Source organism: Clostridium phoceensis (genome assembly GCF_001244495.1).
Lineage (GTDB): Bacteria > Bacillota > Clostridia > Oscillospirales > Oscillospiraceae > Lawsonibacter > Lawsonibacter asaccharolyticus.
Genome location: NZ_LN866274.1, coordinates 1,525,136 through 1,538,933 on the forward strand (window position 1 = coordinate 1,525,136; position 13,798 = coordinate 1,538,933).

Here is a 13,798-nt window from a genome sequence, read left to right on the forward strand (position 1 = left end):
CATCTGAATAAGATAGGTGATACATGGCGCTCCTTTTTGAGAAATAGGACAAAGGGGGTGGCTCAGCAGAGAAAGTGGAGAGAGGAGCGGAAGGGGCGCCGGAGAAATGAAACAAGAGGAGGGCATCCAACGTGAGAGCGATGACAAAACGGATCTTATCTTTGGCGCTGACGCTGGCCATGGTGCTGTCGCTGTGCCTGACGGTCCAGGCAAAGGGCTCTGTGACCGTCACTTTGGACGGACGGGCCCTGGAACTGACCGCTCCTGCCTATGTGGACGGGAACGGCAGGACCCAGGTGCCGGTGACCATCGGCCCCCAGCTGGGGCTGACCTACCAGCAGAAGGAGGGTGAGGTCACCTTTGTAAAGGGGGAGGCCAGCCTGACCTTCCGGGATGGGGAGAAGCAGGCCGGCAGCATGACCATGGACACCGCCGCCGATCTGTCCGGCAGCGTAGGCTATGTGCCCCTGGTCTACCTGGCCCGGGCTTTCGGCTTCCAGCTGATTTGGAACAGCGGGACCCGGACAGCGGCCCTGACCACGCCGGTGGAGGGCTTCCAGGCCCGGGACCTGGCGGAGATCGAGGCCCCGACCCACGATTACAGCGAGAGCAACCAGCTGCCTCTGACCGGGTACTTCAAGGCATCCCTCACCGGTGAGTTTGCCGGCCGTGAGGTGCGCTACTACATCCCCGACACAGCGGTGATCCGCCCCTATTACCACTTTATCGCCGTGCCCGACGGGGTGAACGCGGACCAGTTCCTGGTGGACAGCGGCTGGAAGCAGGTGGCGGATGAGACCGGCGAGTGTCTGTTCGTCCTGCTGCCTGATCAGACCACCTATATGTGGGGAGATGTGGAGCAGGAGAAGGACTATATTGCCGCCGCCAAGGCATATCACTCCGGCAATGGCGCCTATTTCACCACCTTCGGTGAGTTCTATCTGGTGGGCTATGGAGTCGGCGCAGCCCCCCTGGAGGCCTGGGCTGCGGAGAACCCCCATCTGATCATCAGCCAGGCCTATCTCAACGGGACGACCTATGGCCTGGAGAACCTCCGGGCGGCCGGAGAGGAGTCCTACGGATGGAAGCACATGACCGACGGGGATATCCGGGACCGGGACGGCGACGGCATCAACGAGCGGGTGGACGAGAACGGCAACCAGAAGATCCTGTATCAGATGGCGGACCGGCTGGATCAGATCCTGAACCCGGACAAGGGGAGCGAAGCAGGCCTTCTGACCAAGGGTGATATGCCCCTTCCCACCTGGCTGGTCAACGCGGAGTCCGACGACAGCCTGACCTACTGGAAGCAGGTCAACCGGGCGGACGGCGCAGACGCCAGCGTGACAGCACTGGGAAGCGTTCCGGTGAGCGGGCAGGTGTACAGCCAGAAGGAGGACACCTGGGCCACCGAGTATGCGGGCCGGATCTCCAAGGTGGTGGATCTGGAGACCGCCGCAGACACGGTCTCTTATGACTTCACCCGTGCTCTGCGGGACGAGATGACCGACTACACCCGGTATGACAACTCCATCTCCTACGGCAACGGCCTGACCTACCGGCTGGATTATACCGACATCCAGGTGGAGCGCTTCTCCTCCCGGGACAAGCGGGCGGTGGGGACCGTCAGCGGCCCGGATCTGAACGGGAACGAGGTGGAGGCTGAGATCACCATCCAGGCCCTGACCCTGGACGACGGATATGTGACAGACGTGCTGCTCTATGTGCCGGAGACAGCGGGGACGAAGGACATCCCCGTGGTGGTGGTATGGCACGGCGGTTCTCAGACCGGGCACCTGTTCATGGATTCCACTGCCTGGTGGCAGACCGCCGCGGCGGAGGGCTTTGCCCTGGCGCTGCCTACCCGTACCAACCACAACCAGGGTACATCCTCCGACTATGACCTGCCCATCTTCGACAAGGTGGTCCAGTATTTGAAGAACGACGGCCGCTTCGATATGGGCCGGATCTATACCACCGGCCAGTCCATGGGCTCTGTGGCCACCATCGCGCTGGCGGAGAACAGGGCCTCCCAGCTGGCCGCGGTGATCTCCAGCAATGCCGGCGGGCCCAGCCGTCTCTCCGGCGGCGACGCCATCCCCGCCGGACTGGTGGTGGGCGAAGGCAACTACGCCGACCGGGGCATCCCCGGCTATACGGCCGACACCAGTTATCCCGAGGACGACACCAGCGTGCTGGTGCGCTCCACTGAGGCTGCCGCTGCGGGCGCCGACATCTACTGGGACGCGGCCAAGAACCTGAAGGGCGCGACCAATCACAACATGAACGACTGGATCGCCTATTTCACCGATGCCAACGGCCTGGGCGAGGACAGCCTGAGCGATGTGATCGTGTACAGCGGCGGAAACGCCCTCAACGGCGGCCACGATGATGCCCAGGGCAGCCTGAGCGATTGGGAGAGCAACAACGCCCGCTACCGTACCTGGAAGTGGTACAATGAGGATGACATCCCCGTGATGACCTACATCTTCTCTCTGTACGAGGCCCACAACTGCATCCCCGGTTTCCGGCCGCTGATGTGGGACTTCCTGGAGCATTACAGGGTGGAGACCGCCGCCGACGGCACGGTGACCCGCTATTACAGTGCCTCCGGGTTTGAACAGGACGACGCGGTCGTGATCCAGTGACCGGCAGATGACCTCCGGGGCGGAGCCAAAGGCTCCGCCCCAAATTTTGTCCCGGAAGCCCGGCATACAGATGAAAAGCGGCAGAGACTACAAAAAGTGGGGACAGGTCAAAAAAATGGAGATTGACGGTTTGGAGACTGGTTATTAAACTGGACATATCCAAGGGGCATTTTTTGGGAGATCTTACAAGGGAGGCGCGGCACAAACAGAGCGGATAAGGAGAGACCCGGAAATACCATGGAAAGGAAAAGAGGAGGTTATCGATTGTGCGAGCAGTGACAAAACGCATCCTGGCTCTGGTACTGACCCTGGCAATGATCCTGTCGTTGGGGCTGACCGTACAGGCAGTGGGCAGCCCTGTGTCCATTGAACTAAACGGGACGGCCATGGAGCTGACAGCCCCGGCGTATATCGACGGACAGAACCGGACCCAGGTGCCGGTGACCATCGGCCCCCAGCTGGGGCTGACCTATCAGCAGAAGGAGGGGGAGGTCACCTTTGTAAAGGGGGAGGCCAGCCTGACCTTCCGGGATGGGGAGAAGCAGGCCGGCGGCATGACTATGGATACCGCTGCCGACCTGTCCGGCAGCGTGGGTTATGTCCCCTTGGTATATCTGGCCCGGTTTTTCGGGATCCAGGTGGCTTGGGACGGAGTCAGCAGGACGGTCTCTCTGACCGGCAGTGCCGGCCTGACTGTGGCAGACATCAGCAGTATTCAGGCTTATACGGATATGACCTTTTATGGTCAAGGACTGGTTTCGGTGGAGATCACCTACCGTCCAGGAGTGGATGTGAGTGGTGTGACAGCGCAATCCTACATCCTGGAGGATCGGGGGACCCTGTCCCCGGACTTTGGGCGGATCGAGATCGCGGGTGTGTCCGTTCAGGGACAGACTGTGACCCTGAGTATTGCGGAAAACACTGGAGCCACTTCCAATAATAAGATGATCTATACCGGAGATCAGAAGGAGGGCTCCCGGGAACGCAACGCCTTTGGCATTTACTGTACCGGGGCTTGGTACCGGGATGTAAATGGTGTCATTTACTACGGTAAGGAGGACACCGCAGAGTATAGGGCCAACACCACCGGAATGGGCTACCAGGCCCGGCCCTGCCTGGAGCTGAGGCTGCGCCACACCGGCGAGGCAGAGAGCGCTTCCGCCTGCCTGGCCAATGAAAAGGGTCAGTATAACGCCGGCGGTCTGTGGAAGCAGACCATTGACGCCAATTTTGGCGAAGGCGGCTTCCAGACCTTTGAGGAGCTGGGCATTCAGGTGGAATCCACTGCAAAGAACGCCAAGGATGTGGTCCCGGACCAGTATGTCCGCGGCTACCTCTATGTCCCGGAGGATTACACCGGTGATGAGGAAGTCCCTCTGGTGGTCACCATCTCGGGCAATGGTACCTCCTTCTGGATCCTGGAAGACGGCACCAATAATTTTGGTACCAACATCATGTATGATGCGGCCACCACCTCCTGGATCGGAAAGGGCGCCATTGTGGTGGGGATCCATGACCGCTCGATTATGGGCGGCAACGGCGAGGACTATGACTATCTTCTGGACGATGTGAATGTGATCAAGTATCTCCTGGAGCACTACAACATCGACCGGGACCGCATTATCATCCATGGCAATTCCCGCAGCACCATGGCGGCCAGCACTATCATCCAGGCACTGGCCGGACAGCCCTACTCCGCCGGACAGGATGCGGCCGACTGGGGTGACCGTCCCCGTACCAAGACCCTGGATAAATCGGTATATGACTTCGAGATCGGCGTGTTCCTGTGCAACAACGGCCTGTATGGCGGGCAGGGGCTCTGGACCTACGAGGACCGCCTGGCGGTGGCAAAGACCGGTCTGCGGGCATGGATCTTTGACGCGGAGCAGGACTTCAACAATATTGATTATGTGGAGGAACAGATCAAGGCGTTCAAAGAGGCTGGGTACAGCGACCAGTGGATCGCGGAGAACCTGCGTCTCACCTGCTTCCCCTCTGAACTGTTCTACTACTGGGGCGAGAGCGACCACTCCACCACCCGGATCAATTATTGGTACTTTGGAGACGGTGAGATCTATTACGGCTCTGATTGTCATATTGATGAGAATGGGCAGCTGGTGTATGACAGTAAGGTGATGCCGGGCGGAACTTACACCGTTGAGGCCCGGGGAGCCAGCCGCTCCGGTACTAAGGAGGGTCATGCATACACCGTGTATGGGGAAAACTTCCAGGAGTGGGCGCTGGAAACAACATGACCGATCCCACCTATGCACTGAAGTCCGTGGGGACTCTACGGCAGCGCTATACCCGCCGGCTACTCTGAGAAATGAATGGCTGACGATCTGCGGGTCTCCTTCTACAAGGACTACAAGTTCGCCGAGTGGGGCGTGAACAATCACTCCTGTATCTCAGTGAGTGGGCTTTGACCAGAGGAGTGTAAGATCTATTTGCTTTCTCTCTTGCTCTGCGGAGCGTCTCCTTAGCGATATGGGGCAGTCCCTCTGGGGTCTGCCCCATATCGTATTTTGGCCAAGGGGAAGGGGAGAAGAAAAAATGTTTATCTTTCAAAAAAATGTGGATTGACGTTTTGGATATTCAAAATTAAAATAAAACTAAATAGAGCGTCTTTTTTGACGAAAATGACAAAGGAGGGGCGCAAAGCAGAGGGAAGAGAGGAAATGCAGAAAAGAGCTCTATCCAATCAGGAGATCCTGAAAAGAGGAGGTCATCGATTTATGCGAACCATAACGAAACGGCTCCTGTCTCTGGTGCTGACGCTGGCCATGTTGCTCTCCCTGGGCCTGACCGTCCAGGCTGTCAACACGGCGGTAACGGTCACGCTGAACGGGACGGCACTGGAGCTGGAAGCGCCCGCCTATATCGACGGGCAGGACCGGACCCAGGTCCCCGTGAGCATCGGCCCCCAGCTGGGGCTGACCTATCAGCAGAAGGAAGGGGAGGTCACCTTTGTAAAGGGAGAGGCCAGCCTGACTTTCCGGGACGGGTCCAAGGAAGCTGGCGGCATGACTATGGACACCGCCGCCGATCTGTCCGGTGAGGTGGGCTATGTGCCCCTGGCCTATCTGGCTCAGTCTTTCGGACTGAGTCTGACCTGGAACGGCGCTGCCCGCACCGCTGCGCTCTCCACCGGCTCCGACCTGACTGTGGCGGACATCCAGAGCATTCAGGCCTATACCGACGAGACCATGTACGGCACCGGTGTGGTGGAGGTGCAGGTCACCTATAAGCCGGGTGTCAATGTCAGCGGCGTCACCGCCGACAGCTACATCCTGGAGGACCGGGGCTCCCTGTCCCCCGACTACGGTCGGATCAAGATCGCTGGTGTCTCTGTCCAGGGCCAGACTGTGACCTTGACGATTGACGACGGCTCTGCAGCCACCGCCAACAACAAGCTGGTCTACACTGGGGATCAGAAGGAAGGCCCCCGTGAGCGCAACGTGTTCGGCATCTATGCCACCGGCGCCTGGTACCGGGATGTGAACGGCGTCATCTACTACGGCAAGGAAGATTCCGGCGAGTACAAGGCCAACACCACCGGCATGGGTTACCAGAGCCGCGCGTGCCTGGAGCTGAAGCTGCGCCACGCCGGCGAGGCTGAGAGCGCCGCCGCCTGCCTGGCCAACGGCAAGGGCCAGTATAACGCCGGCGGGCTGTGGAAGGAGACGGTGGACCGCCAGTTCGGCGCTGGTAAGTTCCAGTCCTTTGAGGATCTGGGCATCCGGATTCCCTCTACCGCCGCGGCAGCTACTGACGGCACCCAGGACGCCTATGTCCGGGGCTACGCCTATATCCCCGCCAACTATGATCCCGCCAACGGCATCGTGTTCACCCTGCAGGGACAGGGCATCTCCTACTGGAAGCTGCCCGACGGCACCGATGACGATGGCACCGGCATCATGTATGATTCCGCCACCACCTCCTGGGCCAACAAGGGTGCCATCGTGGTCAACATCCACGACCGCTCCAGCGCAGGCCCCGGCGAGTATTTCGATATCTATGATTTCGTGGTGGACGATGTCAATGTGATGCAGTATTTCATCGACACCTATGGTGTGACCGGCAACATCGTACTCCAGGGCAACTCCAGAGGCACCATGGCCTCCGCCTTGGTCATTAAGGCTCTGGCTGGACAGGCTTACAACCCCCAGAACCAGAAGAAGGATGCCGGACTGGAGGAGACCAGCACTCTGCCCGAGGGCAAGTATGACTTCACCATTGACGCCTATATCTGCCAGAATGGTACCTTCGGGTACAGCTACGATGAGGAGGACTGGGCCGCCATCGCTGCTACCGGCCTGAAGGTTTGGGCCTTCGACGGAGAGCAGGACTCCAACAACGTGGAGAGCATCGCTCAGTACACCCAGATCATGACCGAACTCAAGGGGGCCGACTGGGCGAAGGAGAACATTCGTCTTACCGGTTATCCCTCTGAGATCTATGCCTACTGGGGTGAGAGCGACCACTCCACCACCCGTATCAACGGCTGGTACTTTGATGATGCCGCTTTCTATGGCCCCGACCTGGAAGTCGTGGACGGCCAGATCGTCTACAATACCAAGCTGAGCGACGGGGATACTTATACCCTGGACTGCCGGGGCAGCGCCGCCGGCAGCAGCAAGCAGGGCTATAAGTATACCGTGTACGACGAACTGTATCAGGAGTGGGCTCTGGACAAGAAAGGCGCCTCCGTCACCGACGGAGCTCCCGCCGCTGACCAGATCACCTCTATCCAGGCCACAGCCGTGGCTAACTTCTATGGCTACAAGGTGGGTACAGTGGACATCACCTACGCCGCGGGTACTGACCTGACCGGCGTCACCGCCGACAGCTACACCCTGTATGACCGGGGCTTCAATAATCCGGAGTTCGGCGAGGTGGAGATCACCGGCGCCTCTGTGGATGGGAACGTGGTCACCCTGACCGTCGATCAGGGGACGGATAAGGTCACTGACCGCAGCCGTGAGACTTACGGAACCCTGTGCACCAGCTCCAGCTGGTATGTGGATTCAGAGGGGAACATCCACTATGGCGATACTCAGACCACTGATGCCCTGGGTATCACCATCTACCCCAACACCATTAAAAAGGGCCTGCAGTGGAGAGAGAATATGGACCTGGTGCTGTGCGTCAACAGCGACGACATCACCACCGGTATCCGCTCCACTGACGGCGCTGGCACTATGCTCGCCGATACCGTCTGGGAGCCCACCATCCTGGCCGATGACCTGGACAAGGTGGAGCTGGAGATGGTGGATGTAGGCTGGAAAGCTGCAGACTACACTATGCTGGGCGATCAGGGCGAGGTCCCCGTCCATGTTATCTACCCCGACAACTATGACCCCAACCGGGCGGAGCCCTACCCCGTCATCGACTATCAGTGCGGCGGCGGCGTCTGCTACTGGGAGGTCACTGACGGCAGCACCACCCCAGCCAACAACCTGGGCTGCAACGTGGTCTATGACGTGATGATGACCGAGTGGCACCGCCAGATGCCTGACGCCATCATTATGAGTGTCAACGTCCACTCCTCCACAGTAGAGAATTCTGCCAAGGAGATCGCCGGCGTGCTGGATTACGCCATCGAGAACTGGAACGCGGACAAGGACCGCATCATCCTGGTGGGCAACTCCCAGGGCACCCTGATCTCCTCCGACGTGATCCGCCAGCGCCCCGATCTGGTGGCGGGCTATGTGGAGTGCAACGGCAACCTGGGCGGCATGGCATCCGCTGATGCGGTGGACGGCACCCTGGCAAACAGCAGCCTGGGGAGCTGGACCGAGGAAGAGGTCCAGGCCATGATCGACAACGAGGTGTCCGTGTGGATGTTCAACGGCGAGACCGATGGTGACAACCCCGCTGCCCAGCAGGACGTGATCGAGATCGTGAAGGACCTGTACCGGGAAGCCGGGAAGAGCGAGTCCTGGATCGAGGAGCATGTCCGGGCCTCCGGGCTCCAGTCCTGGAAGTTCAAGGATTGGGGCGAGACCGACCACTCCGTTACCAAGGTGGTGGCTTGGTACTATTTGGGCCAGCCCTACATGGATGTGGAGAAGGGCACCTCTCTGAAGGCCGGCGAGACCTACCAGTATTCCGGCAAGGAGGAGAGCTACGAGAAGTATCAGTACACCATGGACTATGTGTACACGGTGTACCCGGAGAGCGTGGCCCAGTGGGCGAAGGACGTTTTCGCCTCTGTGTAAGCGCAGATAGAGCCGGTCCCGCAGGCCGGCGGAAGGAAGAGCATTACTTTGCTTCCTCTCTCACGCTCTGCGGAGCGTCTCCCTAAAAGAGCGCCGGGCAGGCCCTTACGGGTCTGCCCGGCGCTCTTTTAGGGAAAGGGACCGTTTTTTCTGCCCCGTCATAGGATAGGGAAAGAAATGGGGGCGGTTTGGCATGAAAAGGGAAAAACAGATGGGGGAGGCCCCAGCGGTCCTGTGGCGGGAGGAGAAAAAGACCCTGACTCTGTGCGGGGAGCCGGTGCTGGAGGAGACCCTGGCCTGGCCGGAGTTTGAGGGGAAGGGGCGGGCAGTGCGCCGCATGACGGGCTACTACCGGCGCCTAGTCCGGTCCTGCCGCCTGCGCTGGGAGCGGGAGACCTACTGCCTGGCCTGCCTGCGGCTGGCCGCCTGCCGGGAGGAGTCCCGGGTCTTCCGGCCCTGGCAGGCAGGGCTGACGGGAGAGGTAGCCATGGAGGGGGCGGACCTGCTGAGCATCCGGATGGAGCTGCGGGAGGTGCGGGGAGACGGGCGGCCCCTCCTGTCCTGTTCCGGGGTGACCTGGGACTGGAAAGCGGGCGCGCCGGTTCCGCTGGGTATGCTGCTGCCGGAGCGGAGCCGCCGGCGGCAGCTGCTGGAGGGGATCAGGCAGGCAGGGGAGGGGGAGCTCCGGAGTGGGAGCTGTCTCCTGGACCCGGACTGGAAGGAGACGGCGAGGCGGAAATTTCGGGCCAGCCGCTTCTGCCTGCGCCCGGAGGGCATCGAGCTCTTTTATCCCCAGTGTTCTCTGGCCCCGGCGGTAGAGGGGGTGCCCTCCTTCCGGGTGCCCCTGGCGGGGGCTGCGTGGACGGCGGGGGAAGGGACAGCCTCAGAGACATAAAGCTGGGGCATGGCCGCATACCTCTTATTTGAGGTGATGGTCATGCTGCTCTCCCGTCTGAATGACGCCGTCTGGTCCCCCTGGCTGCTGGGGCTGTTCCTGGCAGCGGGGCTGTATTACTCCCTGCGGACCGGCTTTTTCCAGCTCTTCCGCATACCCCTGTGGCTCCGCACCACCTTCGGAGCCATGCTGCGCCGGCGGGGGCGGGGGAATGGGCGGGGTATCTCCCAGTTCCAGGCCCTGGCCACCGCCCTGGCCTCCACCATCGGTACAGGCAGCATCGCTGGGGTGGCTACCGCCATCTGGTTCGGCGGGCCGGGGGCGGTGTTCTGGATGTGGGTCTCCGCCCTGCTGGGCATGATGACAGGGTGCGCGGAGAAGCTGCTCTCCGTGCGCTACCGCCGCGCCGGCCCCGCAGGGTGGCTGGGAGGGCCCATGTACTACATCCGGGACGGCCTGAAAAGCCCGCTGCTGGCGGGCTGGTTTGCCCTGGCATGCCTGCCGGCCACCCTGACCGGGGGAGACATGGTCCAGTCCAGCTCCATTGCCGCCGCCCTCCAGGCCACCTTTGGATGGGACCGGCTGGCGGTGGGGGCGGCCGTCGCGGTCCTGACGGGGCTGGTGATGGTGGGGGGGATCGGACGCATCGCCCGGGTGAGCAGCGGTCTGGTCCCGGCGATGGCGCTGCTCTATCTGGGGGGCGGGGCGGCGGTGCTGGCTGCCCGGGCCGACCAGATCCCGGAGGCGATGGCACTGATCTTCTGCTCGGCGCTCCGACCGGAGGCCGCAGTAGGGGGCGGAATGGGATACACCCTGGCTGCCGCTCTGCGGTACGGGGTGGCCCGGGGGGTGTTCACCAATGAGGCGGGGCTGGGGACTTCCGCCATGGCCCACGCTGCGGCAGAGGTGGACTGTCCAGCCCGGCAGGGGATGTGGGGGATCGTGGAGGTGTGCGTCTCCACCCTGCTGGTATGCACCGCCACCGCCCTAGTCATCCTGGTCAGCGGGGTGTACGGCCCGGCGGACGCCCTGGTCCGGGGGGCGTTGGGGGCAGTGCCTCCTGACCGGCTGGGGGCGCCGCTGACGGCGGCAGCCTTCTCCTCCGTGCTGGGGCCCTGGGGTGGGGCGGTGGTCTCCCTGAGCCTGCTCCTCTTTGCGTTCTCATCCATCCTGGGATGGAGCTGGTACGGGGAGCAGAGCATCCTCTACCTGACCGGGTCCAGGCGGCTGGTCCCCGCATACCGGCTGGTGTTCCTGTCCTGTGTGGTGCTGGGGAGCGTGTGGGAGGGGGAGGCAGTGTGGGAGCTGGTGGACCTGTGCAACGCGCTGATGGCCATCCCCAATCTGACGGCCCTCCTGCTCCTCTCCCCCCAGGTGCTGCGGGAGCTGCGGGACTGGGAGCGGACCGGAGGATAAAAGACAGGGGCAGCGGAAGTTTCCGCGGCCCCTGTCAAGGGGGAAGATCACTTTGAGACGAGTTCCGGACAGACTTCCTCATAGAAGCGCTGGGCTCCGTCGTGAAGGGGGATGGGGAGGTCCTCACACAGAAAATCCCGGTCGGACAGGACAGACATGGCGGGATACAGTTCCCCCATGATATCGGCAGACTCCCACAGGGCCTGGGTCATGGAGTAAACCAGCTCCTCGTCCATGGAGACGTCTACACACAGCAGGCACTTGACCCCAAAGGTGTCTACATCCAGGGACTGCCCGGGGTAGGTGCCGGCGGGGATGACGGCGGGGTAGTAGAGGTCGTTCTGGGAGAGGATCAGATCCAGCTCCTCCTGGGTGTAGCGCAGTAGGCGGGAGGGGACCCGCTCCGGGAGCTGAGCCAGCCCGCTCACCGGGGCGCCGGTAAAGCCATGGATGGCGTCCAGGTCGCCGCTGAGGATCAGGTCCGTACCTGCCCCCAGGCTGCAGTTTTCCAGTACAGTCCCATCGCCATCCAGCCTCAGGGCGTTGATCACAGCCCAGGTGGCCAGCTCGGAGGCGGAGCCCTGAGGGCCTGCGCCGATGCGCATCCCCTTCAGGTCATGGACATAAAACGCGCCGGTGCGAATGGGGGACATCCAGTTGGAGGTGCTGGAAAAGACAGCGGCAACGGCCCGCAGGTCTTCATTAGTGGGGGCGCTGTCCTCCGTGCCGTAGACAGCGGTATAGGCGGAGTCGCCCGCCACCAGCCCCAGGTCGATCTCGCCGGAGGAAAGGTTCTGAATGTTCATGAAGGAGCCTGTGGAGGTGCTGATGTTGAACTTCAGCTGGTCGGTGCTCAGGACCTGGGCGATGGCAGTGCCCACGGGGGTCATAGTGCCACCGGTGTCTGCGGTGCCGATGGTGAGCACGATCAGGCCGTCCGCATCCAGCGGTGAGATATCCTCGGGCTGCGATGCACAGCCGCCGCAGGCGAGGCATAGGGCGGTCAGACATGCCAGGACCGCCTTATTGCGAAAAAGCCCCAAGAGACCACCCTCCCTATCCATGGAATTCATGCTGCTGTCTCTACTATACCACAGATGTGGAAGATTTTACAACCTCAAAATACAATGGGACAGGGGCGCGTATCAGATACGCGCCCCTGTCCCATTGTAAAGAGGGAGGTGGATCGATTTAGTGAGCAAGAAGGCCGCCAAACACGGAGAGGAAAATGGGGTTATAGATATCGTCGATAATGACGGCGAAAGAGGGATACAGCACCCAGGCCACATTGTGCCAGCCGTACTGATCCATAACAGCCTTCTCATTGGCAACGGCATTGGGACCAGAGCCGCAGCCCCAGCCGCAGTTGCCGGCGGCCATGACGGCGGCGCCGTAGTTGCGGCCGAACATGTTGTAGGAGACAAAGATGGCGAACAGAGCCATGAGCGCTGCCTGAAGCAGCAGGATGATGCCCATCTGCCCAGCCACGTCAGCCAGAGCAGTAATGTCGATGGTCATCAGCACCAGGGCCAGATAGAGCTCCAGGAACATATGCTCCAGGGCGTCCACCTCGGGGGTATAGAACTTGATGTGGGCGGCCTCCATCACATTGCGGGCGATGGCGCCGGCGAACAGGCAGCCGATGAACTTGGGCATCTCGATCATGGGGATGTTGTCCAGGATGCAGTAGATGGGCATGCCCAGGGCGCACAGCAGCAGGACCATGCCGAACATGGAGACCATGCGGCTGTTGCTCAGTTCATTGATCTTGCCGTCAGCGGCCGCCTCGGGCTTGTCGTTGGGGTCCGCCTTCAGGTGGTGGCGGCTGATAAGGAACGCAGCCACAGGGCCGCCGATGAGGGAGCCCATGATGTTGCCCAGGGTGCCGGCGGTGACGCCCACGGTGGTGGCGGACTCAGGGGCACCCCAATCGATGAAGATGGGGCCGAAAGCGGAGGCGGTGCCCACGCCGCCGGACATGGAGGCGGAGGAACACTGAAGAGCCAGATAGGGGTCCATCCCGATGAGGTTGCCCACCAGTACGCCCAGCACGTCCTGGAGGGTGATCAGCAGGCAGGCGGCCACAGCGATCATGATGCACAGCTTGCCGCCGGCGTGCCGGATCAGCTTCCAGCTGAAGCCGAAGCCCACGCACATAAAGAAAATGTTCTGGCACAGGTCCTGGATGGTCTTGACATCGAAGGAAAAGGCCATCACGCCAGATGCCTTTAGAATGGCGACTGCGATAGAGAACAGCAGGCCGGAGACCACAGGAGCGGGAATTGCAAATTTTTTCAGAAGCGCGGAGCGCTTGACGATGGCGTGGCCCAGAAAGATCACAATAGCTGCGAAACCAAGGCTGGTGAGATACTCGAACTGAAAGGAGCTGACCGCTCCATCCACACCAGCTGTGTAGGTCCCGAAATAGCCAAGGATTTTTTCCAAAGTCATACACATCTCTCTCCTTTCTTTCCTGCCCGGCAGTCCGCCGGACACACACCTTTTACGATAAAGATTCTATAAAGACAAGGGGAAGAAGTCAATTTATCGTAATTATTGAAGGGCTTTTGTAACTATTGTAACTGAATAGGCCTCCAAAATCAGGCTGTGCGGAAAGA

The 13,798-nt window shown here is 61.1% G+C and carries 7 protein-coding genes; 5 read left to right on the forward strand and 2 right to left on the reverse strand.

What is annotated here, in order from left to right:
- The first annotated feature begins 140 nt into the window (after positions 1-140).
- From BN1969_RS08195 to BN1969_RS08215, 5 genes are all read left to right on the forward strand, one after another.
- Entirely contained in the window at positions 141-2,648 is a 2,508-nt protein-coding gene (locus tag BN1969_RS08195) for a stalk domain-containing protein (protein ID WP_050623857.1), read from the forward strand.
- Positions 2,649-2,914: 266 nt separating this feature from the next.
- Positions 2,915-4,903 carry a stalk domain-containing protein gene (locus BN1969_RS08200; protein ID WP_147577044.1) on the forward strand — a complete coding sequence of 663 codons (1,989 nt, stop codon included), beginning with the start codon at positions 2,915-2,917 and terminating at the stop codon, positions 4,901-4,903.
- Positions 4,904-5,383: 480 nt separating this feature from the next.
- On the forward strand, positions 5,384-8,869 hold the full coding sequence (locus BN1969_RS18220) for a stalk domain-containing protein (protein ID WP_050623859.1): 3,486 nt from the start codon (positions 5,384-5,386) through the stop codon (positions 8,867-8,869).
- Between the two features lie 193 nt (positions 8,870-9,062).
- A complete protein-coding gene (locus BN1969_RS08210; protein ID WP_050623860.1) occupies positions 9,063-9,764 on the forward strand; it encodes an RsiV family protein in 702 nt (233 codons plus the stop codon).
- A 9-nt stretch (positions 9,765-9,773) separates the two neighbouring features.
- Positions 9,774-11,180 carry an alanine/glycine:cation symporter family protein gene (locus tag BN1969_RS08215; RefSeq protein ID WP_077138732.1) on the forward strand — a complete coding sequence of 469 codons (1,407 nt, stop codon included), beginning with the start codon at positions 9,774-9,776 and terminating at the stop codon, positions 11,178-11,180.
- Between the two features lie 47 nt (positions 11,181-11,227).
- Here the strand turns inward: BN1969_RS08215 and BN1969_RS08220 are convergent, their stop codons facing one another.
- Both BN1969_RS08220 and BN1969_RS08225 read right to left on the reverse strand, forming a co-directional pair.
- The gene (locus tag BN1969_RS08220; protein WP_242850301.1) at positions 11,228-12,223 is read right to left on the reverse strand and encodes a TAXI family TRAP transporter solute-binding subunit; all 996 of its coding nucleotides are present in this window, start codon (positions 12,221-12,223) and stop codon (positions 11,228-11,230) included.
- A 148-nt stretch (positions 12,224-12,371) separates the two neighbouring features.
- Positions 12,372-13,625, reverse strand: a complete 1,254-nt coding sequence (locus BN1969_RS08225; RefSeq protein WP_050625439.1) for a sodium/glutamate symporter — start codon at positions 13,623-13,625, stop codon at positions 12,372-12,374.
- Between the last annotated feature and the right edge of the window lie 173 nt (positions 13,626-13,798).